Genomic DNA, 24864 nt, shown 5'->3' on the forward strand with positions numbered 1-24864 from the left:
CTGAATTTACTCAAAACGAATGATGACAGTAAAAGGCGAATCAAACAGCGCATAGTGGCCGCCGCAGCGGACGACGAATATCGTTCAAAGATTCTTCTTTCTGGGTGATTATTACTAGGGAGCCCTGGTTAAGAGAATAATACGAAGAAAAAATTGTTGCCTTCCGTTGGCGAGCAAAGCCGGTAATACAGGATTCATGCAAGTACCCTCAATAAATACCTCCAAGCTCTAGCAGATACACCAGTTATTTATTGTCAGAGGCCTTTTGTATATAACAGTATGCTCTGTTAGTAATTAGTTCATGTTTAATTGGTTATTTTAGATAAATCTGCGAATACAAATAACACCTATAGTTTAATGCTCAGTGGTATTATTTCTATTTTAGACGTGTATTGGATAATAAGAAAAACAATTGATGTAGGTGTGGACAACGCATTAAGTGAAAAAAAATAAAGCATGAACATTTAATGAAGTCAATGTCATTAAATGTTCATAGAGGTATATGGGGTTAAGTTTAAGGAGAGCTTGAAATTGTCGCTTCCCACTGAAAGGCACCAATGTGATTACGGCAGTTCTCAGTAGCGGATTGTGCATCAGGCACATAGACTTGAAGTGTAGATGACGAAGGGTAGTGCAGGTATTGGGAGCAGGTGGCGCTTTGACCTGTGCCAATGACCACTTCTGTCCCAGCTTTTAAGGTGCATGAAATGAGTTTGTCTAAAGGCGACCATTGATAACATATGATATAGTCTTTTCGGTACGATGTAATATCACCTGAAGGTCTATCTGTTGCCCACCACTGCCCAAATTCACTGCGAGGATTTGTACTGTTCCAAGCGCGATAAATTCTCAGTGAGTGATTTGGTTTCACTTTATACACTTTCCCATCGCATAATTTCCCTTCATTAGGGTTGCCCAAGGCATTGCTGAGTAACACGGTATTCTCGATTTCGGTGAGGCTTTCTTGCCATGTCGTGGGTAGTGAGTCGCCCTGAGGGCAGCTTTGTGATGGGTCGATTGTGTTTGTGGCAGAGTCAGCTTGTTTGGGGGTATCAAAAACTGAGCACCCGGCTATGCTTGCAATGGAAATCGTGAGAAAAATAGCGTAGGCAGACTTTAAATAATCTTGAGGTTTCATAGTTGAGATTTTTATGCTCTGAGTACATGTGAATATCAATAAAGGTTAAACGATAACCAAATTCATATCATAATTTTTTTTGTTTCAATTTGTGTTTATCAATTTGCCAAAAAATTGGCGTGTAAATCTTTATTTTAAGCAATTGAATTCTCCAATCAGCGTCTTTACACTGAGTTTTGGTGCCACATATTTGGAGGTGTATATGAAGTGTACAGCGTGCAAGCAGGGCAATTTAATCCCGAGTTTTATAGAAGGCTTGTTTCGTTCTCATACCTGCTCACATTGTCAAGGTAATTGGATTCTTATTGAGGATTATGTTTCTTGGAAGGAGCGAAATCCTGAATTTTCTTTTTCTGAAAGCGCAGCGTTTGAATCTGAGGATTCTAAAAATGCATTACTATGTCCGATTTCTGGCACGATTATGCAAAAATATCGAATATCCCATAATAGTGAACATCGCTTAGATTATAGTCCTTCCGTGGGTGGGGTATGGTTGGATAAAGGTGAGTGGGAATTCTTAAAAAGCGAGGGCTTGGCAGGTTCACTGAATACAATTTTTACGGCTCGTTGGCAAAAGTCAATTCGCGAGGCATCGGCGAAAGAAACTTTTTCTGAAGTGTATCGTGAGAAGTTTGGGGATGCGGATTATCAAAAGTTGAAAGAGATGCGAGAGTGGGTAATGAGCCATAAAAACAGGGCAGATATTCGTGCTTATCTTTTAGCGGAAGACCCTTATTCAGCGGAGAGGTAGGGGGTGTCGTACAAACTTGTCTATGTGGCGTTTAGTTGTTCAAGATTATCTGTTCCATAATATCCTGAAATATCATCGAGTCCACTCTATATAAAAGCCCGCTGACGAAGTCGGGCTTTTATATAGGCTAAAAATTAGTCATCCATTATTTCATCAGACAGATTCTGGTACTTCATCATGAGTGCCGCCATGTCCAGCGTTCGGACTTTGGTGGCATGGAGAAGATGGAGGAACAGTGAAGACGTCATAATCCCAGTGGATATTTTTGTTCTGAGTGTGCTTTCTTTCTGTTGTACCCCTGCCTTTGCCAGTCTGTCTGACAGCTCACGATAACCTATATTTTCTTCGACCATTGCAGCGCGAATGGTACGGCGAATGACTTCTTGCATCACCGGATCTTTATAACGTTCAGACATATAAGGAAAACCAACGTAGTTAAGCTGTCTGCTATTTTAGACAAAAGTTGACATAAGGCAATGGTTGTAACACAATCGATTTGTCTAAAATAATAGACAAATCGTAATAAATTAAACGTCGGTATTGCCGTCATAGGAGAATGGTTATGGATTTCACTTTGTATCTTATCGGGGCTGCAGCGGTAATTGGGGCGATAATGGTGAGTAAAATCGTCCGTGTGGTTCCTCAAAATGAAGCCTTTATTGTTGAACGATTAGGTAAGTATGCTTCCACCCTTGAGGCGGGGTTTCATATTCTGGTGCCGTTTATTGATCGAGTCGCGTATAAACATTCGCTGAAAGAATTTGCGATTGATGTGCCATCGCAACAGGCTATTACCAAAGACAATGTCTCTTTGGGTATTGATGGGGTACTTTACTTACGAATCATGGACCCAAGATCAGCGTCTTATGGGGTTGAGAACCTTCAGTTTGCGATTACACAATTGGCGCAAACCACCATGAGGGCAGAAATTGGCAAGCTCAGCTTGGATGAAACCTTTGAGTCACGAGACAATATTAATGCCGAAGTCACCCGAGCCATTGATGAGGCCTCCAATTCTTGGGGTACGAAGGTATTGCGTTACGAAGTGAAAGACATTTCTCCTCCTCGCACTATTTTGGAAGAAATGGAGAAACAAATGTCGGCTGAGAGAGAGCGTCGAGTGGCCGTAACGACTTCAGAGGGCTATCGCACTGCCCAGATTAATCAGGCAGACGGCGACAAACAAGCGTTGATTTTAAGGGCGCAGGGCAATGCCGAGGCAGTAGAAATTGAAGCCCGTGCCCGTGCAGAAGCAATTCGTACGATTTCTGAGGCAATCAGTGAGAAAGGGGGCAGTACAGCGGTGGCTCAACAATTATCGGAACAGTACATCGCGGCGTTTGAAAAACTGGCACGGGAAGGTACGGTTGCGTTAATTCCGACGGATGGCGGCGATGTGGCATCGGTAGTAGGTAAAGCCTTTACGGCGTTTGATACGTTGAAAAATAAAGTCGATAAAACGGGGTAATTACGATGACCGGTGTTAGTCCGTTTTTATTTTATTTATTTCTTGGGGCCGGCTTAATTGCCATCGAGTTACTGGTATTTCAACTCAGTGTATTTTGGTTGTTATTTATTGGGTTTGGCGCGATTTTCGCCGCATTGATTGCGTGGGCAGTTCCAGAGGCATCTTGGGTTTTGACAACCTCGATATTTGCCTCCTCATCATTGTTTTTATCCGTTATTTTTTATAAACCGCTTCAACGATGGAATAAAAAACCGGGGCTTATTTCAGGAAACGATGCAATTGGAAAAGAGGTATCCGTCATTAGTCCTATTACATCAGCACAAAAAGGAAAGGTTCAGTGGTCTGGTGCGGATTGGCAAGCTGAACTGGAAAAGGGTGGTGTTGATCTGGCGGTTGGCGATAATGCCGTTATTGTAGCTGTGGAGGGAATTCATTTAATTGTTCGAAAAAAATAAAAACCATAAAAAAGGGCTTGCTTGTGTTCAACGCCAAGCCCCTTTTTCCTATTTTGAGTAGGGTAATTTTAATATAACGAAGATGGTTTTTTTGGGGGCTTTTATTCGGTTATGGTTATATCGTTGGGGTAGTGTAGGAGGTGGTTAATTGACACACACCTGTGCGGGATATTTTTCATGGTGCCAATCTTGATTAAAAATGGGATTTGATTCACAGCTTCTGTTGTTGTTCACAATTTTCTTCTGAAACTTCTTGATGCTCATTCTGAAACACTTGTTTAATAAGTGAGCGAGCTAGAAGCAGTCAGAAAGATTGCCTTTCGTGTCTTTATTGGGGCAGGTTTCCGTTTATCTTGAATTGAGGTTTGAAGGCCGCCTCAGTGATCTTTTCTTTTAATCACCTAGACTACAACTTTCTTGTAAGAATAAAGAAACATGAATAATAATAAATTTATCCAATATTGTATTGCCATCATTTTGGCTGCTCACCTCGTAGGTTGTGATGGTGAAGATGAACACACTACTGGTGAAGAAACTACAGAAGTCGCGAATCCACTTTCTCCTACCACTGAAGTTACACCGACCGATGAAATGCCAACGGGTGATGAAACACCACCGATTGATACAGCTGAGCCCAGTGGCTTAGACACGACTGTACCGGATGATACCGCTGTTGCGGATTCCATACCCACGCCATTTCCAACTCCCACCCCCACCCCCACAGAAGATAGCAGCGATACAGCCAGTAATGATGACTCTGCTCCGAATGATGTTATTTTTCCAGATGAAGATGATTTGGACATTACCGTTGTCAACCCAGGTATTACCGTTGTTGGGTCGGGCAACGGTGGGGATAATGATGTTGTGGTGGACGCACCAGACATCAATCCAGATCCTGTCGGCGTTGATGACAACAGCACACCAGAGGTTGCTGGCGTACTAATGCCGATTGAGGTATTGGGAAGTGAGGGGTTGGTTGTTCGGCGTGACTTTGAGTTGGATGAAACACAAGTTAACGCAGCAGACAAAATTTATTTTTATGCCAATAATCTGAGTTATGAAAATAAAGGCTCTATTCGTGTTAATAATGGAAAATGGGTTTCTCTGAATCATACGGATGTGGATGTGTATGAAAAGGAGATGGCCTATGGTGGGATGCAACATGGTGGATTTAATTCCATACGATTTACTCTTCCTGCGACGAACCTAAAACAAGGTTCAAATACACTGCGTTTTCGATTTGATGAATCCGATGGTATTTCGATGGGGTACCGTATTTTCAAAATGAACCTCCTCAATCGTAATGGAAAATCCATCTTGCCAAAATCGTTTTTCGAAGAAGATGACCCTCGTAATTGGCGTGCACCAGAAGGTTATGGTACGGGCGAAGCCATTAAAGCCGGCGAACGATTGTGGCGCAATGCCACACTGGTGAGCCACTATCTTCCAGAAGGGCGTGTTGCTCGTTGGTACGGTAATGAGTTGTTGCCAGCAACCAAAATGAAGGCAACGTGCAGTGACTGTCATACTCAGGATGGCCGTGATCTAGCTTACTTTAGTTATTCCAACCATTCTATTATTGAGCGTGCAAAATTTCATAAGCTTTCTGCTGACCAAGGTAAAAAGATTGCGGCTTATATTCGTTCTTTAGACGTGCCCAGTCATGGTCGCCCTTGGAACCCACCTTATCAGCCGGGAAAAGTGTTGGATAATAGACCAGTATCAAAGTGGGCGGCAGGTGCTGGTATTGAAGCGGTATTAGAAGAGGATGCGGAGATGTTGCCATTGATGTTTCCGGATGGCACCAGCCAGGTTCAAGTGGATCGATACTTTGATGCGAATAAAATGTACGACACAACCACTATGCCGGTCTCGATTCAATTTCCTGATTGGAAGCACTGGTTGCCTTTAATTCACCCCAAAGACGCGTATGGGCAGTATTGGGAGACAACGTCGGAAAATTTAAATCCAGGAATTCAGTATGGGAATCTTAGAGATTATTTAGAGCGTAATCGTGGTCATTACGTTGCCGATAAAGATAATTTTTACCGGCAGCTAGGGAAATACTGGCGTTCTTTTCGTGGCTTTTATACCGAGGAAGAAGGCGTATTTGGTAACTGGCGCGTTCGAGATGCAGTGGCCGATCGATATTTACCCTCCACAGACCCAGGCTTTGCTCAAATGGCCCGCACGAGTTTGGCACGCTTATTAGCTGTGAAAAATTTTGAAATACATCAGGAATTTAAATTAGAAAAATTAGCACCTAAATTGGTTGATGCTGGAGATCAACCGGCGGAGCGTCAATGGATTACTGGCCCTAAAGTTGGGTATAACGTGTTTGAAGTTCCCCCTCATTTTACATCGTGTTTTAATAATAAAAATAACCATTGCAATAATTTCATCGGGCAGCCTCATGTGACAGGTCGTTTTGAAACGACCGTTTGGTACGAACTGCAATTGGTGTTAAACCCTGGTAATGGCTGGAATTCTGCTAATGGGCCAGTGGATTATAATTACGTACCGCCGTTTATTTTGAATACCTCCAAGCATTCCGGGCGTCCTGAGCCCTTGAGGTATTATCGTGCCATTAATTCCATGTACCAAACCAAGTCATGGAGTGGTGATAAAGACCCAAAGAAGCGTAAAGGCTTTCGAATTCGTCAACAAGGTCCGTGGTTATTTTACGGTTATACTGATGCTTGGGGCGATGCTGGTTTTGAAGAAGGTTATTGGGTTGGTCTTTTGGATGAATTGGAGCCGGGGTTAAGTGTAAAATTCATTAATGCTTTACTTGGGGAATTAAATCGGCAATTACATCGTCCGACCAATCATCCCGATACTTATAATCGCAAAGAGCCCAACTTGGAAACCCAATTAGATCCCATTGAGAAAGCGCTCTATGAAAAACCCAAGCCGGGGAAATTTGGTTGGGCAGATCGATTTTATTATTTGGTGCCAAAATTTGAAGCAATGGGTGTCAACAAAAACAGATTAAATCGAATGATAGATTGGTGTGAAATCGCATGGCCAAATATGAATTGGAAGGAAGTTAGGCCATCTTCAGAGTAATCTTATTATTCCCATTTGCAAAATCAATACGGTTAACATGTGACAAAAGGCTTCTACATTAGAAGCCTTTTTTGTTTAAGGTTAACCTTCTATTCATCAAAGATCATTGATGCTATGACACCATTTTTGTTTTTTATGATTGATGTGAACCATAAGGAGTCTTAAGAATGCAGATAAAGGCGATATTGCTGAGCGCTGTATTGGTACTAGGTCACTGGGCATTGAGTCCTTCTGCCCATGCCGGTGAAATTCGAGTTGTGGGAGTAGGGGAGGTGAGCGCCATCCCTGATCAAGCATCCGTTAGTATTCACCTTAAACATACCGCTAAAACGGTTGCAGAAGCAAAGGACGCAGTAGATCAACAAGCCATCACGTTGCAGAAATCATTGCAAAAGCTCGGCATTAAACCGAAACGCATTAATGCCGGAACAATTAATATAAACCCTGAGCACCGATGGGAAGACCGACGTAAAATCTTTGTTGGCTATCAGGCTTCTCGTCCTATCGCGGTCAGTATTGATGACTTAGAGGCCTATCCGAAAGTACTTCATCTTTTGTCTGAGCAAAAAATAAGCGACTTTAACACGAACGGATTTGAATTCAGTCATCGAGAAGCATTACAAAGGGATGCGATGGAACAGGCGTTTCATGTTGCACAAGCGAAAGCACAATTATTGGCAAAATTGTCTGGCACAAAAATCATCGCAGTGCGAGAGATTATAGAGCAGGGCGCAGAGCCGCCGATAGCCTATGGTAACCAAAATGAAAGTTTGATGATGGCAAAGTCGGCACCTGCGGACAGCTATTCAGCGGGAGAGTATGTTATTGATGCACATCTGACAGTGGTTTTTATCACAGAATAACGTATCGCCGTTCAGCCTTGTAACTCCCCATGGCGTCTTCGTGAACGCCATGGGGAGTTTGTTTTTTGTTTTGTCTCTTTTCCCGTCTTTATCTTAAATTTTTTGTGAAACTTCGACCTGAGTCCGCTGTTGTTTGTGCAACATTTCCCGTAAGCCTCTTTTTCTCACGCTACACTTTCTCTTTAAATACTTGATGAAAACGATTTCATGCTGTTTGCTTAATAAGCGCTATTGAATGAAAAAGTTACTCTGTTTAATCGGACAAATAAATTTTTCTATGCCGAGGTAGTTAAGCAGTAATTCAAAAAAGCGTTGTGAATCCAGTGTGTCATTTAAAAAAATAACGTAATGGTGATTGCATCAGGATGATAAAAATCACATTTTTACCCGCTCTACTGTTCATTTCTACTATTTCTTTAATAGTGAATTTAATAACGGATTTAAAAACTGATTGAAAGAACGCTAATACACCTCAATGAGAAAAGGTGAAATATGAAAAAAGGTCTTATAAATACCTCAAAAACGCTCTTGGCAGCGTTAATTTGTTCGGCAGTAACACAAGCGAGTTTTGCACAAACGTCTAATCCGGGTAGTGGTAAAACGTTGTTGTTGATTGGGCAAATTTATCAAGAAGAATATCAAGCTTTTATTCGTGAGACGGGGCTAACACCCGCAGGTGCTTCTTTATACGGTACTTTTTATCAGGGCGAGTTTGAACAGGGTAGTGGGATGGGGTTTCTGAATTATATGGAAACTAACCACCCTGGTAATGTCACCATTGCAGCGATGTCATTTAAAGACAACCCAGGTGGTGGCGGTTATGGTGATGTGAATGCTGGGTTGCGAGCAACCGCAGCCGGTGCGGAAGACAACGATATACAATCTTATATTAATATTTTCCGTTCTCATCCAAATACTCGCTTTTTACTGCGCATTGGTTATGAGGTGAACAGTATTTATATTGGAATGGATGCCAATGCGTATATTGCGGCTTACCGCCGTGTTGTCGATCAGATTCGTGCTAGCGGTGTCACTAATGTAGAGTTTGTGTATCACCCCGTGAAGAATTTCTCTGATGTAGAGCGATTTTACCCTGGCAGAAATTATGTGGATTGGTTTGCGCTCTCTGTGTTTAGTACGGAAGTGTGCCAGAGTAATGTGTCTTTCCCGAATTGGAGCAGTCAGTGCGGCGGCACGATTGACCGAGATATTCAACGTTCATTTCAGTGGGCGAGAGACCGAGGGATTCCTCGTTTAATTGCGGAGTCTGCGGTACAGGCACCGAATAATAATTCGGTTGGTGGTTTTAATGAGTATTTGGATCGATTGCACAGCGTGGTGACTAACTACGATGTGCAAGCCTTGGCTTACATTAATTCCGATTGGCGTAACTTTGGCTTCGATCCAAACTTTGCGGACTCTCGTGTTCAGAAATTTAATGGCACCTTGTCGCACTGGAATAATCTCTTCGGTTCTGGTTCTCGATACCAATATTTGGGTGATACACCAACGCCTAGTCCAACACCTAGCCCGACTCCAACGCCCACACCAAGCCCAACGCCCACACCAAGCCCAACTCCTACACCTACGCCGGTTCCCGATGTGACGGTGCGTGTCGAGTCGGAAAGTGGTTCTACGTCTGGCGGTGCGCGTACGTACAATGATGGTGCCGCTTCGGGCGGTGCGGGTGTGGCCTACCTGAGTTCACCAGGTGCTTCGGTATCACTCACCAATGTACCGGAAGCGGATCGTTTGAGAGTCGGTTATGCTTCGACCATGAGTGGCCGTATTTCCCTTCGAGTCAATGGTTCAGACGCTGGTAATATCAACTTTAGCAGTACTGGAGGTTGGGTAGGGCAGTACAGTACGGCAACCAAAAGAGTATCCATCCCTGAAAATGCCACGCTGGAACTGGTGTTTGAATCGGGTGATGCCGCAATGAATGTGGACTATGTCGAATTTATTGATGATATCTCCAATAATGCAGATGATGATGGTTCGGGTAGTCAGCCGCCAAGTATTCCTAATCCTTCCCCCACTCCTTCCCCCACTCCTTCCCCCACACCAATGCCTCCGGCAGAGCCGATAAAAGTCGAGTCTGAGAGTGCTTCGTTATCGGGCGGTGCGCGTACTTACCGTGATGGTCAAGCATCAGGTGGCAGTGGCGTGGCTTATTTGAGCAGTACGGGTTCAGCCATATCGTTTACCAATGTGAAAGCATCGTCCTCTATCATGATTCGATACGCGTCTGCCTTCAGCGGGAAAATTTCAGTGCGAGTGAATAGTGTGGATCGGGGTGATGTGATGTTTTCATCAACCGGTAATTGGGTAAGCCAATACGCTACCGTTAATTTTGATACCGCTATCCCTGAAAATGCCACTGTTGAGTTATTCTTCGATAATGGGGATACGGCAATGAATGTGGACTATGTGGAATTCAAATAGCCATTGATACTGAATGAGCCAGTGACGCGAGTCCTTGGAATTGTGTATGAAAAAAGCTGACAACGTGTCAGCTTTTTTTATTGTGAATTTCTTCGGGGTGGGCTGGGGTATTACCCATCCAAATACGGCCACACAGCAGTTTCTAATTCTTGAATTAACTCTGAATCCATATAAGTGTACTCGTCAGGAATGTCTAGTACATGAATTGGTGTATGGTTGAGCCATTGCGTAAATTCTGCTTTAAGTCTGTTTTTATGTTTTTGTTCCATGACAAATATCAAATCAGCCCAGCGAATATCCGTTACGCGAACGGTTTTTTTGGCTCTTGGGCTGGTGCCAGCAGATTTGACATTAAAGTCTGGATGATTCCGCCATATAGCTTCTGCGGTAGGGCTACGCCATTGGTTACGGCTACATATGAACAATAAATTTTTCATCGTTGATACAATGTGGAATTATTTTGATTATGATTTTTTACAGAGAATGTTAGCCTCCGACAAACCCGGGGCGATTCAAACGATGAAAAAACTTGGTTTGATGTGCTTGTATGGTTAAGAGAAGGTTGGATTAAAGTCCATTATCCTAACGGGTAGTTAAATGATTCGCCCTGTGCGGACCGCATGCAGGGTGGTGTGGGGAAGGCTGGCCAGATACCAGCACTTACCCGATTGTGTATGATGGCCGTGTGTGACGTGTTAGAACATATAGCCTTGTTTAAAATTTTTGGCCGCATTAGTTTTGCTATGGGCTGGTGCGGTATTTCTAGAAGAATATGAGCGGCACTGTATATAATGAACGGTTACCTCCTCTTTCTGTAAATATTCATCATTTTGGATCATGTCCAAGAGCTGCTTGAGTGTCATCTCCTGTCCGTCTCCAAGTCTTTTAATCAGCCCTATCCGTCCCCGGGTGCGATTCTCAAAAATTCCAGCCGGTAGACCATCAATACTATCCTCACCAATAATAGTATAATTTCTAATTTTTTTACCGTCTCCAAAGCCCAACTCTTTAGGCTCAGAATACCCCAGTCCCGGGGTAAAAGTTCGTATTCTCACTGTGTCGATTTCACCAAACCTTGAAGCACGCGAATCATAAGGTGAGTGCCTCTTGCACTGCCCCATATGGCGTTTCCTAAGGGGACCACGTTTGCCGAGCATATCATCGGCGAGACCACCGCTCATAGCATACCCTGGTGGGCCATAGAATCTTATTATAGTATTGCCAGGTAGCTGCGTGTTGGAGATAAATCCATCTTTTTCATAATATTTTCCGTGTGCTCTTACCCATAAATGAGTTGACCTTTTACCGTACCTAGGCATTTTATCCTCCGAGTATTTTTTATAACACTTATCAAATGGTATTTTGCGCATTATCCAAAGATACTATACGTGCCATTTATTCACTGAGTTAAACCTTTCCAGGTTTTCCCTACCATCAAACTCAGTTTCATATTGCCAATATCAAGATGAAAGTCTATTGCCAACTATTACAAGCACCCTAAAAATTAAATAACCCGACTGGCCTAAAGAAAAAGATGTAATGCCAGTAGCTGCTAATGAGGCATTTCGCATAAATGAGTAATACCATTAAAATATATCAAAACATTTACACGTTTTTACGTGCGTTCTTAAGAAGGTCCGCTATGCATGTTATATGTGCTGGCTTTAGGCTTGAAATATCTACTCCTATTGTGGCTGACGGAGGATTGCCGGAAACGAGAGAGTCACCATTAAAAGCTTTTAACAATTCACCCCCGCCTTTAGTAATTGTCATTCCATACATACCTTTGTTGTAATCAAACTCAATGTGCTGAAAGAAAACAGCTTTTAAATCATAGTAATACTTTATACGTAGTGGGCTCGACTCATCGACTTGAATATCACTAAGGCTCATACATGCTTCAACAACTTTTTCGCATGCTTCCTTGTAATCATTTTGGAGGCGATCACTACGATAAAACTTTTCTCTTGTGGGTTCCAATTTCTTTATAATTGAATCTTCCTTCGCTGTAATCTTTTCCAATTCAGTATCAGTAATTGTGTGATTAAGGTAGCCGCATATCAACACCCTAGGATCGTTAAAAGATTTGCTTTGTGCACCATTAAAGACCCAGTCCCAACAAACTGAGTTTTTATTAGCAAGTGTTGTTTCTACTATCTCTGAAGCCGTGTGTGAATGTAAGGCTATTGCTAGATTGTGCAGATTGTCAGCTGTTGAAGACTTAAATTTTTTTGCAGGTTTCTCCGGTGAGGTAGGTCGAGTTCGCTTACTCATTGTTCCTCCTTGATTTCAATTAAGTTGTATGATGCCCGCTTCACCGAAAGATAAACGCAGAGCAAAGCGGCGCTTTTGATTTTTGGGTGGAGTAACTTGTTAAACAGATTATTACCTTAGGGGTTATTTTTAAACCACTGTAATGTATTGTTGATAGTTGGTGTAATATCAAACGCGTCACCGACTTCACATTTTCTTATAATCGCATCGAGTGTAGTTGCTGTTAAATCTTGAGGGCCGGTTATCTTATTAATCGTCTTATGATATCCATTAACCTTACTAAGGATAGTTAAATGTGCATCATCATCTCCAATATAAATGGCTTCGCCTTGTATAGCTTTGACGCCAAATTTCCATCTTCCCCAGTGTTGCCAATTATGCTTCATTAGCTGCATATATAGCGTTTTATATGGCTCATTCATCATTTTTCCTCCGTTGTTTAACGTTTAGCAAATGGCATCTTGCGCATTATCCAAAGATACTAAATGTGCCATTTGTTCACTGAGTTAAACCTTTTCAGGTTTTTCCTACCACAAAACTCAGCTTAATATTGCCAATATCAAGATGAAAATCTATTACCAACTATTACAGGCATCCTACAAATTAAATAACCCGGATTACCTAAAGTAAAAGATATAATACGAGTGGTTATTAATGAGAAATTTCTTGCAAAAGGCGATCGCAATGTCTTGTGGGGGTAACAGCAAGATCTTGGTGTTTGCTTGGTATGGGTAGGTTTTTTAGTTTTCTATAGGTATTAAAAAACTCGCTCTGGGTGAGTTCTTTTCAATTACTTTTCATGATTAACAATCAAATGAATTACATTATTCCTCATTGTTCTTTTACAACTTCGCTCATATAGGGATTATGCCGACTTAACTCACGCTTTCATTGAATCGCAATAGATTTCCGAACGGGTCGAAAATTTCCATTTGCTTTGTATTCCAAGGAGTTAATGAAATCGTTGGGGGTTGCCTTAGATTGTGCTTTTGAGATAACTCACCATGCAACTCCTCAATCCCTTCGACGCCCACAAATATTATAGAGCCTTCACGATAGCGATTGTTTTCGGAGAGCTGAACGACAAATTCGTTACGTGACATCTGCATGTAAACAGGTGCGCCTTCTTCATAATAATGTTCCCAATCTACCTGACACCCCAAGAAATCTCCATAAAACTCCTTAGTCGTTGGTACATCCATAACACGCAGAATGGGTACAGCTTTGAGTCTCATTTCGATCGTTTCCTCTTGATTGAACATAGGTCATACCAACACGGCGTGTCAGGACTTATTGTCCCGTACAGAGGGGGTATTACGCTTGCTTGGGCAATGCGAAACTAAAACACGTACCTTGATTCATCCGGCTACTCACGCGAATGTTAGATTGATGAAGTTCTAACAATCGCTTGGTGATGGCCAGCCCTAAGCCGCCATGAGCAGTATTGCCTCTCACACTGTTGCCGGCTTTGTAGTGTGGGTCGAAAATATGAGGGATATCTTCATCGGGGATACCAATTCCGGTATCGGCCACTTCAATGGCGACAAAATTACCGTCTTCATTTAACCTTACCGTGATTGAGCCGTCGTCGGGTGTATGGCGCAGGGCATTTTCAACCAAGTTGGTGAACACACGTTCCAGTTTTTCAATATCGCCAGAGATCCAGATGCCGCTGTCTTGTGGCGTAACTGCAAGGGTAATTCGTTTCGACTCCGCGTCTATACGGAATTTTTGCAGTACATCTTCAATGAGTTCGGCAATAGAGAAGCGCTCTTTGTGAACTGTGACGGTGCCGCTGTCTAGGTGAGCTAACTCGAATAATTGTTCTACCAGTGATGAAATACGTTGGGCGCTTTTTTTTGCGGTGGCAATGTATTGTCGGCTTTGTTCTTCGGTGAGTGAGGCTTGATTAATTTCCCAGGTTTCTAGATAACCCAGTAACGACGCTAACGGTGTGCGAAGATCGTGGGAGACATGGGAAAGTAATTCCTTGCGTAATTCATCGATGGTCACAATATTTTTGTATTGCTCGTGAATGGTTTCTAATGCTTCACGAAAAGCACAGCCAAGCGCATGAATTTCGTTGTCGGTTTTGCATTGCCATTGATTTAATACTCGTATTCGCTCGGCATTGCTTTGTTCTTTTTGTATTTGCACTTCTTTAGGTTCATCCGAAGAGGGGTCTAAATCAGGGATGGATTGAATGCCTGCTTTAGAAAAACCCGTTTTACGGATGAAGGTGACTTGCTCTGTTAATTGCGTTAAGGGGCGAGTGATTAATCCTGTTAACCATAAGAGGGAAATAAGACCAAATAAGAGGACAGCCGTAAACAGCCATGCACTCCATTGCACTATTTTGCTGTTCCAAACCCGATCAGAAACCCGATCAAAAATTTGGCTGCCTAAAATAACGTAGAGGTAGCCTTCGGTAATGCCTTCGCGAACAATCGGTGCCACTGAGAAGATTTTTTCACGACTTTCGTGGCGAGGGTCATCGCCGAACGTTAGGCCTTTCGCGCTTTTTTGATCTAGGTAGAGAATTAAAGGCTCTGTGGTGACCGACTCTCTTACCACGGTACCAGGCTCTGCAGAGTAGGCCAAAATATTGCCCTGCAAATCCAGCCAATAGAATTCAAAATTCGGCCCGAGCATCATTAAATCGTGAAAGGTTTTTTTCGCTTTGTTTAAATCCGGTTTGCCATCGGTGAAAGGCAGATAATGTTCTGCTACGTAGTCGGCAACGTCTCGGTGCATGACTTGCGTCACTTCCTGTTGATACGCCCAATTGGAGCAGACCATTAAAATTAAGGTGGATAATCCTATAACGAAAAAACTTGCAGTAAGGGCGAGAGCTAATCGGCTTTGAACGGTATTGCCACGAAATAATCGTGTGATTAAACCGCGTTTGGTTGAGGCTTCTGTCATACTGGACGTTTCTGTTTTCATTGTGGCTTCTGACATGGCAATTACCGTGGTTTCTGGTCGTCGTTAAATTTGTATCCTACGCCCCATACGGTGAGTACATATTGAGGGTTCGAAGGGTCCGTTTCGAGTTTTGCGCGCAGCCGGTTAATATGGGAGTTGACGGTGTGTTCATAGCTGGAATGTTGGTATCCCCACACGGCATTTAACAGTTGCTCACGACTGAAGACTCGACCGGGAAAGCTGGCCAAATACAACAACAAATCAAATTCTTTCCCTGTTAGGCTGACGGGTTTTCCCCCCATTATCACATCACGTTTGTGTTGATGAATCGTGAGGTCGCCTAATCGCAATTCCCCCTCATCCACTTCTTCCTCGACAGGGTGAGAGTGAAATTCGACGCGTCGCAATAAGGCTTTAACACGCGCTTGCAATTCTAAAACGCTGAAGGGTTTAGTGAGGTAATCGTCGGCACCGACTTCCAGCCCCACGACGCGATCGGCTTCGGTTTTTTTTGCCGTTAGCATTAAAATTGGAGTGACGTGGCCTTTGCTGCGCAGCTGTTGGCAAATTTGTAAGCCGTCCAGTCCTGGTAGCATAATGTCGAGCACGATGGCGGCATAGGAGTCTTCCTGTGCGAGCTTTAACCCCTCTAATCCATCATGCACACGCGTCACTTCAAAGTTAATCGCTTCTAAATTCATTGCGATTAACGCGTTAATGTCTTCTTGATCTTCAACCACCAGTATCTTGCGATTCATATCGATATCGATGCACCCTTCGTTGTCGTTATTGGTGGCAGTCTGGCTGCCGTTATATCGATTTAAATGATAACTCAACATACTCATTTGGTGTCTAGGGTAGTTTAAGGGTGGGTGGAATAAGGTGAATGGTTAGTTTAAAAAATGGGCGTCCCTGCCCGATGTGCGCTGTGTAAAGATCAAAGGGCGATTACATCGTTCGTTCGATGGTGACTCGCATAGCACCATTGTCGAAACGATGAGATTCATCCAGAGCCGATTCAGCATAGCCGTCACTGCTGGTGACTACGCCAGGGTGGCGAGTGACTTGGTCGTTCACCTCTCGGCCTTCGCTATTACCTTCGCCTTCACCGGCTGGGCCGGGAATGGTGGCCGCTAATTCGGAGTTTTCTTCTGTGCCGGCATCGTAGACCGGTGCTAGCATTTGCGTGGTGTCTCCCACTTCAAATTCCGAAACCTCTACCTGGCCGATACCTGTGAAGGCATCGTTGGTGTTGACCAGCATGGTGGCAATGGATAGTGCCATAGTGTCGTTTTCGTTAAAGGTGATGTCGATGGTCGTGCTATTGCCGGGCCCAAGTACATCGCTGGCGGTTGCCGTACTGAAAGCCTCGCTAGCTTCGCTCACAAAGCTGGCCGGGTCACCAGACTCTGCCAAGATGGCCAAACCTTCAGATGCTGCAGAGCCAATTGCCCATGGTGTGTAAGTGCCATCGTGGGCAATCACGGCAATCGGGGAAAGTGGCTGATTATTGGTTGCATTAGTGACGGTAACGGAAAAACTCACCATCGCGGGTTCATCAACCACTGGTGGGTCAGTGGGGGTAGGGGTGTCATTGTCATCGTCGTCATCACTGCCGCAAGCGGATAAGGTCAGCGCCAAACTGAGGGCGACCAGAGGCAGTAATCGTCTGCGCGTGTGCAGTGGTGTTTGAGGAGAAAGAAAAAGCATTGCAGTCACTCCTCTTATTGTACGGTGATAATTAAGCGAGCAACCGGATTCAACCAGCGATGAATGCGCGAATCCAAATCACTGGCGCCGCCTTCAGGGTCGGTATCGCCAATCACGCCTCGGTGGATGTGAACCATGCCGTTGGCTTCTTCAGTGGTCACGCCAGTACCATTCATGCCGCCATTGCCGCCTGGGTTGGCAGGAATACCAGGAACACCGCTTGCACCGCTGCCGTCGAGAACGAGCTCATTGTTTGCTTCGGTGCCGGCATCGTAGCCATTGAGTGTGATGGTGTAAGTGCCCGGTTCAGTGGGGATGGTCCAAGCGTCCAAGCCAACAAAACCGTCATTCGTGGGAAGCAGCATTGCTGTTACTGTTAATTCGGTGTTGGTGCCTGTGTCCCAGCTATCGATGCTGACAGACGCTCCCGGTGCTAGCAGTCCTTCTGCAGGGTTGGCTACGGTGGAGGCGCCAATGCTTTCAGCAACGGTGACGAGTCCATCGATAGCACCACCTTCGGCCATGGTTTGTAATTCCGCAGAAGCCATGGTGCCAATTTCAAATAAGTGAGTGCCGTCCGAGTGGGCAGTGAACAGCAGTGGTGTGAAATGAATTCCGTGCGTGAGGTTGGTAAATTCAATAGAAACGGTTGCTGCCTGAGCAGAAAAAGTCAAGCCAGAGATCAGTGTGCTTGCCGCTAGGGCCTTGAAGGCAGAAGAGATTACTTTGTGTTTCATAAAACCCCCGAATCGTTATTGTTCGTTAGCTAGGAAAAAGGAATAACGGTAGTCTGAATAACCAGTCTGGCGAATTCGTAGTGTGTTTCTGGGGTGCGCGCTTTAAGTCGTCACACGGGAATACAGACACTTGAAGAAGCACTGGGTTAAGTTCAGTGAGCATTGACAATATTCGAAAAGATTAAAGTGCCAATCACGTTCATATCACAGCCAATCACGCATTTATCACATGATTATCACAGTGAGGTGGCTCCAATATTTTCGTCTTAGGTATCTTTGTGGGTGTAAATGATTCATTTGGCGACATAAAGAGGTGTGACCAAGGAAGTTGTTGAGGCAATGATTAAGGCGAATATTGGTGTGATGGTGTCGAGCTCAATCTCTAAGTCTTGGAAGCGATCTACTCTTCACTTAACGACCCATTCTTCACTTAACGATCTATTCTTCTTTTAACCATCTATTCTGTATTTGAGGTTTTGTTTTGCATTGAATATTTTTGGTTGGTCTTTAATGAGTTTGGTTGATCTTTAATGAGCTTGATTGCTGCTTAACGTTTTTCTATAGATTGATGGTATGAAATAAACGGTGCCCAATGGTGGTGGCGATGTAAAGATGCTGAGGTTCATTAAGTGTATTGGTGTGTAAGCTGGCAGAGTAACAATCGACAACAAAGGCATCCCAGGTTGCAGTATATAGCTGGTATCTTCCTTTTTTTTGCTATCGATGCCATGCCGATGCACCCACCTGAATCTGAAATAGACCATTCAATATCGACTCTTAGACTCACGTCTACCGGAGAGTTAATAACGTTTACGACTCAGGAGGTATGGCCGTTTGTTTCTTTTGACTGGAGTAATCCAACACTCAGTGCAAAAAGCGATAGAATTTCTTTTTCTCGACGTGTACCAGAAGTACAGATTACCACAGGTGAATTCCCCCCTTATAGCTCACGTTATTCCATTGCGGGTGGGTTTTATACACATGTCATTGCGTTAGCATTGGCTTCGCAAGGCTTACAGGCCAATTTTACCTTTATGCCTTGGCGGCGTGCTTATAATGAGGCAGCGCAAAGTCATTTTGATGCAACGTCTTTCTGGGCAGAGAGCCCGGATTATCATGTGGATTTTTTATTTGCTCAAGGTTTTCATGAGGACGATAATATTTTTTATTGTCGAGCAGATTTGCCGTTTAATGATTGGTCTACATTTAAAGATTTTCGAGGTTTAACGATTGGCGTTAGCCGTGGTTATACCTATACCGAATCTTTTTGGGAGGCGGCTGAAAAAAAACTTTTTATTACCTCCCCTGAAAATACAGACATTCAAAATTTTAGAAAGCTGGCTGCCAATCGCATTGATTGCTTGTTGATCAGTGAGTATTACGGGCGTCATATTGAATGGACGTATTTTAATGGTCGTGTGGAAATGTTTAAAAAACTGTCGACCCCGTTGGCGAGTATACCCAGTTATTTATTAATTGCTCGTGGGGGTGCGCGTTCACAAAAATTGAAATATTTATACAACCGAGGTATTAAAATTCTGGAGAAAAATGGCACATTAGCTCGTTTGCGGAGTCGACTTCGTCAGGGGTATTACGATGTTAATGTCTGCCATACGCCACTGGATTTTAATAAATTCCCTCGTGGGGGGGAAAGTCGATCAGCGCTGTGTGGTTATTGATGTTTTTGTAATCTTTTGAGGTTTTAAAGATGCGTGCGTAAGTAAAAGGTTGTTCTGCTTCGCAATTTGGCCAAATTTCCCTTCTTTTCTTTTTTTTACACTTTTCTTTATTCACATGTTTTTTTGAAAAACGCCATCAAAATATGTGTGACGGCTCGCAAAATTCAGTGTTCAAAAAAATGTGTTTTTTTGATGAGACTATGCTCTCAGGGAGCTTGTATTTCCTCTGATAGAGTTCCGAGCCTCAACTCCGTAAAGGCAAAACCTGTGATTGAGAAAAGATAGACAGTGAACGTCAGTGAGTCAGAAATACAAAACAGAAATACAAACTAAACAGAAATACAAACTAAAGAAGTGCACGCAGAGGCAAATAAAGTATGTTTAAATCATCAAGGCTATTATTGGCGCTGGCCATGAGTTTTCCAGCTGCCAGCATTCCTTTCGGAGCCGTTGCTCAAGTATCGTCAACTCCCCCCTCAACTCAACCTAATCATAGTGTGAATGATAACGGTGAAGGTTTAAACCGGAATGGCCCGGTTGCCCGTTTTGAAGGTTGTGCTTACCCAGAAAACGAAGACATTCTTGCGCCTTGGCGTCAAGATCGAGGATTTGTAAAACCCTCCCATCAGGTGGGTTTACTGTCTAACCCCTATCACCAAACTGGTTTGGCCATGAATGTTTATTCCGGTGTGCCACAGAATTACAGTGGACATGTGCCAGTGTATTCGGAAGGGAATTATTGGCCTTATGTTGGTCCCCAGCAATTATTGCCCTCGCAGCAAATTACCCAGTTTGGGTCGGACCGAGATCTTGTTCAAGATGCCGGCCTGTATTTCGAAAATGGGCAGGTGGTGTCTACGCAAGAACCCTTATTTGTTAAAGGGGTAGATTGGATTCGGGCCGTCAATCACACCGACTGCAGCTTTTTGATTACTGCTGGTAGCTTCCCAGGCACAGAGCAGCCGGGACAAGTAATGAGTGTATTAAATCCGAGAGGGACGACCATTGTGCCTTTGGCCCCTAGAGGTTGGTGGCCAGATGCGGTGGTGCCGGAAACCTATTCTTCCGTTGCAGGGTTGAACCCTCTTCATGCCCCTGGTTGGCATCATTCATCATGGTCTCCTGCGATGTATGCCGGTGGAGAGCAAGCGCGTGACTTTGGTACACCAGGGTTTGCCTACAATTTGGATCCCAATGTGGATTACACCCCAGGCAGTATCACAGAAGGAATGTTATTTGCCAATTTACGGACAGCGGAAGGGTATGACCCCTTAGTATCCGGTGACCCAGGTTATGGCATGGCGTTTTATATTGATGGCGAGCTCCAAGCTGTCATCGATATGATCAAAACGAATGACTATCAAGCTGAAGCTACATTGGTTGCTCAAAGTCGTCACAACCCCACTAACTTTCAGCAAGGACCGATTACCGTTGCTGGTGCCATTATTGGAGTGCAGCCCAATCAATCTGCCGAGTATCATTATTTAACTCACACAGAAGCCCAAAGATTAATCGCTCAGCATCGTGGAGTGGGGGGGTGGTCTGTTGTGACTGAGTTTTATCAGTCCAACCCTCAAGCTTCGCTGGCCCCGGTGACGATTGACCCCGTGATTGGAGGAACAGATGGTGGATCCCCTCCGGTAAATCCTCCGGGTGACGGCGGTAACAATGGTGGTGGAAATAATGGTGGTGGAAATAACGGTGGTGGAAATAACGGTGGTGGAAATGATGACGGAAATCCCGGCTCATCAGAGCCACTATGGTTGGAAGCTGAGCAAGCCTCGTTATTGGGTGGAGTTAGTGTCTACAATGACTCTGCTGCGTCTGCTCAGTCTGCGGTGGGTAACACCTATGGAGCGGGTAAGGGGGTTGAGTGGACTAACTTGCCGGCGGCTTCAGAAGTTACGATTCAATATGCATCACAATTCAGTGGTCGTCTTTCTTATTTCGTTAATGGCGTTGATGCCGGTGATGTATCGTTTTCATCCACAGGTGGTTGGGGGGGATCTTACTCTCAGGCCAGTGTGGCGGTTTCTATTCCCCAAGGTGGCAGTTTCGCACTTAAATTCCAAAACGGGGATACGGCCATGAACATTGACGCTGTGGAATTTACCGTTGTTGTAAATAATGATGACGGTAATGATGGTTCTGGAGGTGGAGCCGGGGGTGGTGGCACAGTACCGCCTAACCCGGTTCCTCCAGTAACGCCGCCGCCATCGGATTCGTCACATGCGCAATATGATCCAGGCCCTGGTCGTACAACTTTGCTGATTGGGCAAAACGTGTATGGGGAATATGAATCTTATGTTGATGCTACGGGAATCGCGCCAGCAGGCTCTTCTCACTATGGCAGTATTTACTCCGGCACGGTCCGAGGTGGAATGGGCTCGGATACTGACTCTAATGCACAAAATCACTTAAATTCGGTGAATGAACGTTTCCCCGAATCCTACTCATTAATTGCAGTTAACTTGAAAGATAACGTTTCAGAGGGGGGGTATAGCAGCTTAAACGCAGCGCTTCGTGGCATTGCAAATGGTGAGATGGATGACAATATCGATCGTTTTGCCCAGACTATGCTGTCTCAACCGGATCGTAAGTTTCTAATGCGTATTGGCTATGAGGTGAATACCTCGTTGTTTGGTAATGGCTCACAGTTTGCCGAAGCTTTCAATCATATTGCTCGTCGTCTTCGAGAAACCAATGGTGTAAGCAATGTTGACTTTATGTACCACCCTAGCTATTTACCGAACGACACGCGTGCGTTGTATCCGGGAGCGGAGTTTGTCGATTTTATTGGCTTCAGTGTCTTTAACTCGGCTGTCTGTATGCCTTTGCCGAATCAACAATTTTGCAGTCCTGGCGATCGTATAAATCCGGCGTTGAGAGAGTCATTTGAATGGTCGCAGAATCAAGAAAAGCCTATTGCTATCGCTGAAGCGGCCCCAAGGCCACCTGCCGTCAATACAGAAGAAGGCTTTAAAGAGTACTTAGATCGACTCTTTGCGGTAGTGGATCAATACGATATTCGATTGCTCACCTACATCAGTACTCATTGGCCTCAACAAGGTTGGCCGTCGGCAGATTGGGGTGACTCTCGTTTGAATCGTGACACTGCGGTGTTATCTCACTGGACGAGTTTAGTGGATGCTGAGCGTTATCTTCAGTACAGCGACGTCACAGAAGAGCCAGTAGCGCCGCTACCAGAGCCCCCTCTACCCGAACCTCCGCAACCACAGCCTCCAGGTCAGGATGATGGTGATGCTTCTGATGACGACACCACCGATGGTGGTGATATACAGTCAGCCACTATTCGTATAGAAGCAGAATCTGGTTCTATGCTGGGTGTTGCTCGGTCATTCTCCGATAACGCTGCCTCTGGCACCGCATCTGTAGGGTATACCTATGGGGGTGGAAATGGTGTCCGGTTTGTATCAACACCAGCTGCGAACCAGCTTCGAGTGCGCTACGCCAGCGCTGTTAGCGGAGGACTCTCTTACTTCGTGAATGGTGTTGCGCAAGGAAAAGTGGCCTTTAATTCCACTGGCAGTTGGGCTGGTCAATATTCAGAGGTTGTACTCAGCGCTGATATAGAAGCCGGTTCAACATTTGAACTGCGTTTTCAATCGGGGGATGCGGCCATGAACATCGATTATGTAGAGTTTATTACCCAGTAATCGGTTAAATTAAACGCCCCTAGCATAGCTGGGGGCCAGTTATTGAATTAAACTTTTTATAGGGTCAGCGTACGAAGCCTCTTGCAGTAATACCCCTAAATTCATAGCATTCCGCTCATTCTGCCCCAGTCAACTGGGGCTTATTCAATGATATAACAGGATATGCTATGAGTACCCTTCCAAATTGCCCCAGCTGCAACTCCGAATATACCTATCAAGATCAAGAGAACTTTGTCTGCCCTGAATGTGGTTTTGAATGGGGCGAGACTGATACTGAATCACTAGATGCCCCAGTGATTAAAGACGCTAATGGAAACCCCCTGCATGATGGTGACACCGTTACGGTGATTAAAGATTTGAAAGTGAAAGGATCCTCGTTGGTGGTGAAGGTAGGGACAAAAGTAAAAAACATCCGCTTGGTGGATGGGGATCATGACATTGATTGCAAAATTGATGGGATTGGTGCGATGAAATTGAAGTCGCAATTTGTGAAAAAAGTGTAGGTGGCGAATGCTATTTTCAGCACCCTGATGACGTTAGAAAAATAGACGCTTTTTTGATTGTTTAGCTGACATAAGATCATTTTTGTAGCCTTATTAATTATCATTGCAGTGAGTTTTGAGGGGTTTTAAGATTTGCTCGTTTATTCACTTGAACCACGCTAAATATAATAAAAAATAATTCGCTTTTTTTGAGATACAAATACTATTTCGAGGGCTGGCGTTCGTGTGGGGATAGAACCTTGTATCTAGAACACATATTTAGGGGAATTTATGAATAAATCTTTTTTAACTCGCATTATGCCTCTAGCTCTTGCGATAGGGTGCCTTACTTACCAGGCTCAAGCTAATGATATTAATGGTGCTATCAGTGGTGCTATTGTTGGTATTGAAGAAAGCGTTGAGGTTCAAATTAAAGATTTGTCCAGAGGCCAAATAAAAACCATTACGCCAGTAGACGGTGAGTTTCGGTTGGGCAGTCTTACGCCAGGTAAATATATCGTCAGCATTATTTCTTCTGGGAGAGTTATTGAGGCTCGGGAAGTGGTCGTGCCATTGGGGGGAACCACCCAGGTAGTATTGGGCGGTTCTGAGAATATAGAAGAGGTAACGGTAACGGCAAGTCGTATCTCTCAAGTTGATACGAGTATTGCTGAGTCTGGAATGGTGATTTCCGCTGACCAGCTAATAGAATTGCCTGTGGCTCGAAATCTTCAAGCAGTTACCATGTTGGCTCCAGGCGTTTCTTTAGGTGATAACGCTTTTGAAGGAGAGGGGGTTGTCAGTTTTGCAGGTTCATCGGTTGCGGAAAATACCAGTTATATTAATGGTTTGAATACCACTAATTTCCGGACGGGTGTTGGTTTCTCTAAAGTACCTTTCGAATTTTATGACACTATCCAGGTAAAAACGGGAGGTTATTCAGCAAAGTTTGGTCGATCCACGGGTGGTGTTATGAATGCCACAGCAAAAAGTGGCACTAATGATTTTAAAGCGGGTGTTAATGCTTACTCGGATTGGCAGTTGTCAACAGTGCCAAATACTTATGGGAACCTCTATAAATTCGTTTTTTTAGCGCGATAATTTTCTAATTTTTTCTACCGGAACATTTACCGAAAATAATTATCATTACGCATTTATTTACAAAAATATTGGATAAAAATTCGTTCTTTT

At 44.1% G+C, this 24864-nt stretch carries 21 protein-coding genes; 10 read left to right on the forward strand and 11 right to left on the reverse strand.

Translation table 11 applies throughout. The features are described from left to right. Window positions 1-514: 514 nt before the first annotated feature. A complete protein-coding gene (locus LU351_RS19100; RefSeq protein ID WP_232595702.1) occupies window positions 515-1138 on the reverse strand; it encodes a hypothetical protein in 624 nt (207 codons plus the stop codon). A 202-nt stretch (window positions 1139-1340) separates the two neighbouring features. On the opposite strand from LU351_RS19100, the gene LU351_RS19105 reads away from it, so the two are divergent. Continuing rightward, window positions 1341-1889, forward strand: a complete 549-nt coding sequence (locus LU351_RS19105) for a TFIIB-type zinc ribbon-containing protein (RefSeq protein WP_232595703.1) — start codon at window positions 1341-1343, stop codon at window positions 1887-1889. 134 nt (window positions 1890-2023) lie between these two features. Here LU351_RS19105 and LU351_RS19110 read toward each other — a convergent pair whose 3' ends face one another. Beyond that, window positions 2024-2305, reverse strand: a complete 282-nt coding sequence (locus LU351_RS19110; protein ID WP_232595704.1) for a DUF6471 domain-containing protein — start codon at window positions 2303-2305, stop codon at window positions 2024-2026. Window positions 2306-2451: 146 nt separating this feature from the next. Here LU351_RS19110 and LU351_RS19115 point away from each other — a divergent pair, with 146 nt between their 5' ends. The 5 genes from LU351_RS19115 to LU351_RS19135 all read left to right on the forward strand — a co-directional run bounded on the left by LU351_RS19115 (window position 2452) and on the right by LU351_RS19135 (window position 10189). Continuing rightward, complete coding sequence (locus LU351_RS19115) at window positions 2452-3357, forward strand: SPFH domain-containing protein (protein ID WP_232595705.1); 906 nt, start codon at window positions 2452-2454, stop codon at window positions 3355-3357. A gap of 5 nt (window positions 3358-3362) precedes the next feature. Further along, window positions 3363-3812, forward strand: a complete 450-nt coding sequence (locus tag LU351_RS19120) for an NfeD family protein (RefSeq protein ID WP_232595706.1) — start codon at window positions 3363-3365, stop codon at window positions 3810-3812. A gap of 435 nt (window positions 3813-4247) precedes the next feature. Further along, window positions 4248-6881: a hypothetical protein gene (locus tag LU351_RS19125; protein ID WP_232595707.1), complete on the forward strand. Its 2634-nt coding sequence runs from the start codon at window positions 4248-4250 to the stop codon at window positions 6879-6881. A gap of 167 nt (window positions 6882-7048) precedes the next feature. After that, window positions 7049-7744 carry an SIMPL domain-containing protein gene (locus tag LU351_RS19130; protein WP_232595708.1) on the forward strand — a complete coding sequence of 232 codons (696 nt, stop codon included), beginning with the start codon at window positions 7049-7051 and terminating at the stop codon, window positions 7742-7744. Window positions 7745-8236: 492 nt separating this feature from the next. Then, entirely contained in the window at window positions 8237-10189 is a 1953-nt protein-coding gene (locus tag LU351_RS19135) for a carbohydrate-binding protein (RefSeq protein ID WP_232595709.1), read from the forward strand. Between the two features lie 110 nt (window positions 10190-10299). On the opposite strand, the gene LU351_RS19140 is transcribed toward LU351_RS19135, so the two are convergent. From LU351_RS19140 to LU351_RS19180, 9 genes are all read right to left on the reverse strand, one after another. Next, window positions 10300-10614 carry a low molecular weight protein tyrosine phosphatase family protein gene (locus tag LU351_RS19140; RefSeq protein ID WP_232595710.1) on the reverse strand — a complete coding sequence of 105 codons (315 nt, stop codon included), beginning with the start codon at window positions 10612-10614 and terminating at the stop codon, window positions 10300-10302. A gap of 270 nt (window positions 10615-10884) precedes the next feature. After that, window positions 10885-11508 carry a putative adhesin gene (locus LU351_RS19145; RefSeq protein WP_232595711.1) on the reverse strand — a complete coding sequence of 208 codons (624 nt, stop codon included), beginning with the start codon at window positions 11506-11508 and terminating at the stop codon, window positions 10885-10887. 286 nt (window positions 11509-11794) lie between these two features. Then, window positions 11795-12463, reverse strand: coding sequence for a hypothetical protein (locus tag LU351_RS19150; protein WP_232595712.1), 669 nt, complete (start codon window positions 12461-12463; stop codon window positions 11795-11797). A gap of 116 nt (window positions 12464-12579) precedes the next feature. Beyond that, window positions 12580-12888, reverse strand: coding sequence for a cyclin family protein (locus LU351_RS19155; protein WP_232595713.1), 309 nt, complete (start codon window positions 12886-12888; stop codon window positions 12580-12582). Window positions 12889-13338: 450 nt separating this feature from the next. After that, entirely contained in the window at window positions 13339-13698 is a 360-nt protein-coding gene (locus LU351_RS19160; RefSeq protein ID WP_232595714.1) for a glyoxalase superfamily protein, read from the reverse strand. Between the two features lie 79 nt (window positions 13699-13777). Then, on the reverse strand, window positions 13778-15424 hold the full coding sequence (locus LU351_RS19165) for a sensor histidine kinase (RefSeq protein ID WP_232595715.1): 1647 nt from the start codon (window positions 15422-15424) through the stop codon (window positions 13778-13780). 5 nt (window positions 15425-15429) lie between these two features. Further along, window positions 15430-16146, reverse strand: a complete 717-nt coding sequence (locus LU351_RS19170; protein WP_232595722.1) for a response regulator transcription factor — start codon at window positions 16144-16146, stop codon at window positions 15430-15432. Window positions 16147-16336: 190 nt separating this feature from the next. Further along, window positions 16337-17098, reverse strand: coding sequence for a spondin domain-containing protein (locus LU351_RS19175; RefSeq protein ID WP_232595716.1), 762 nt, complete (start codon window positions 17096-17098; stop codon window positions 16337-16339). Window positions 17099-17112: 14 nt separating this feature from the next. Beyond that, window positions 17113-17835 (reverse strand): spondin domain-containing protein, encoded by a 723-nt coding sequence (locus tag LU351_RS19180; RefSeq protein WP_232595717.1) that lies wholly within the window; start codon window positions 17833-17835, stop codon window positions 17113-17115. A 683-nt stretch (window positions 17836-18518) separates the two neighbouring features. Between LU351_RS19180 and LU351_RS19185 the strand changes: the two genes are divergently transcribed. The 4 genes from LU351_RS19185 (at window position 18519) to LU351_RS19200 (ending at window position 24774) form a co-directional block, all read left to right on the forward strand. Beyond that, window positions 18519-19514: a type 2 periplasmic-binding domain-containing protein gene (locus tag LU351_RS19185; RefSeq protein ID WP_232595718.1), complete on the forward strand. Its 996-nt coding sequence runs from the start codon at window positions 18519-18521 to the stop codon at window positions 19512-19514. 377 nt (window positions 19515-19891) lie between these two features. Continuing rightward, complete coding sequence (locus LU351_RS19190) at window positions 19892-23191, forward strand: glycosyl hydrolase (protein ID WP_232595719.1); 3300 nt, start codon at window positions 19892-19894, stop codon at window positions 23189-23191. 167 nt (window positions 23192-23358) lie between these two features. Then, the gene (locus LU351_RS19195; protein ID WP_232595720.1) at window positions 23359-23694 is read left to right on the forward strand and encodes a zinc ribbon domain-containing protein YjdM; all 336 of its coding nucleotides are present in this window, start codon (window positions 23359-23361) and stop codon (window positions 23692-23694) included. 270 nt (window positions 23695-23964) lie between these two features. Beyond that, entirely contained in the window at window positions 23965-24774 is an 810-nt protein-coding gene (locus LU351_RS19200; RefSeq protein WP_232595721.1) for a TonB-dependent receptor plug domain-containing protein, read from the forward strand. The last annotated feature ends 90 nt before the right edge of the window (window positions 24775-24864 follow it).

The sequence above is a fragment of the Marinibactrum halimedae genome (assembly GCF_021234875.1).
GTDB classification, from domain to species: Bacteria; Pseudomonadota; Gammaproteobacteria; order Pseudomonadales; family Cellvibrionaceae; genus Marinibactrum; species Marinibactrum halimedae.

Excerpts from the sequence above, each read along its gene's own strand:
- LU351_RS19195 (WP_232595720.1), top strand. The coding sequence starts at position 23,359 with ATGAGTACCCTTCCAAATTGCCCCAGCTGCAACTCCGAATATACCTAT.
- LU351_RS19100 (WP_232595702.1), bottom strand. The coding sequence starts at position 1,138 with ATGAAACCTCAAGATTATTTAAAGTCTGCCTACGCTATTTTTCTCACG.
- LU351_RS19115 (WP_232595705.1), top strand. The coding sequence starts at position 2,452 with ATGGATTTCACTTTGTATCTTATCGGGGCTGCAGCGGTAATTGGGGCG.
- LU351_RS19155 (WP_232595713.1), bottom strand. The coding sequence starts at position 12,888 with ATGATGAATGAGCCATATAAAACGCTATATATGCAGCTAATGAAGCAT.
- LU351_RS19160 (WP_232595714.1), bottom strand. The coding sequence starts at position 13,698 with ATGAGACTCAAAGCTGTACCCATTCTGCGTGTTATGGATGTACCAACG.
- LU351_RS19145 (WP_232595711.1), bottom strand. The coding sequence starts at position 11,508 with ATGCCTAGGTACGGTAAAAGGTCAACTCATTTATGGGTAAGAGCACAC.
- LU351_RS19180 (WP_232595717.1), bottom strand. The coding sequence starts at position 17,835 with ATGAAACACAAAGTAATCTCTTCTGCCTTCAAGGCCCTAGCGGCAAGC.
- LU351_RS19120 (WP_232595706.1), top strand. The coding sequence starts at position 3,363 with ATGACCGGTGTTAGTCCGTTTTTATTTTATTTATTTCTTGGGGCCGGC.
- LU351_RS19125 (WP_232595707.1), top strand. The coding sequence starts at position 4,248 with ATGAATAATAATAAATTTATCCAATATTGTATTGCCATCATTTTGGCT.
- LU351_RS19170 (WP_232595722.1), bottom strand. The coding sequence starts at position 16,146 with ATGAATCGCAAGATACTGGTGGTTGAAGATCAAGAAGACATTAACGCG.
- LU351_RS19190 (WP_232595719.1), top strand. The coding sequence starts at position 19,892 with ATGTTTAAATCATCAAGGCTATTATTGGCGCTGGCCATGAGTTTTCCA.
- LU351_RS19200 (WP_232595721.1), top strand. The coding sequence starts at position 23,965 with ATGAATAAATCTTTTTTAACTCGCATTATGCCTCTAGCTCTTGCGATA.
- LU351_RS19135 (WP_232595709.1), top strand. The coding sequence starts at position 8,237 with ATGAAAAAAGGTCTTATAAATACCTCAAAAACGCTCTTGGCAGCGTTA.
- LU351_RS19165 (WP_232595715.1), bottom strand. The coding sequence starts at position 15,424 with ATGTCAGAAGCCACAATGAAAACAGAAACGTCCAGTATGACAGAAGCC.
- LU351_RS19175 (WP_232595716.1), bottom strand. The coding sequence starts at position 17,098 with ATGCTTTTTCTTTCTCCTCAAACACCACTGCACACGCGCAGACGATTA.
- LU351_RS19110 (WP_232595704.1), bottom strand. The coding sequence starts at position 2,305 with ATGTCTGAACGTTATAAAGATCCGGTGATGCAAGAAGTCATTCGCCGT.
- LU351_RS19150 (WP_232595712.1), bottom strand. The coding sequence starts at position 12,463 with ATGAGTAAGCGAACTCGACCTACCTCACCGGAGAAACCTGCAAAAAAA.
- LU351_RS19130 (WP_232595708.1), top strand. The coding sequence starts at position 7,049 with ATGCAGATAAAGGCGATATTGCTGAGCGCTGTATTGGTACTAGGTCAC.
- LU351_RS19105 (WP_232595703.1), top strand. The coding sequence starts at position 1,341 with ATGAAGTGTACAGCGTGCAAGCAGGGCAATTTAATCCCGAGTTTTATA.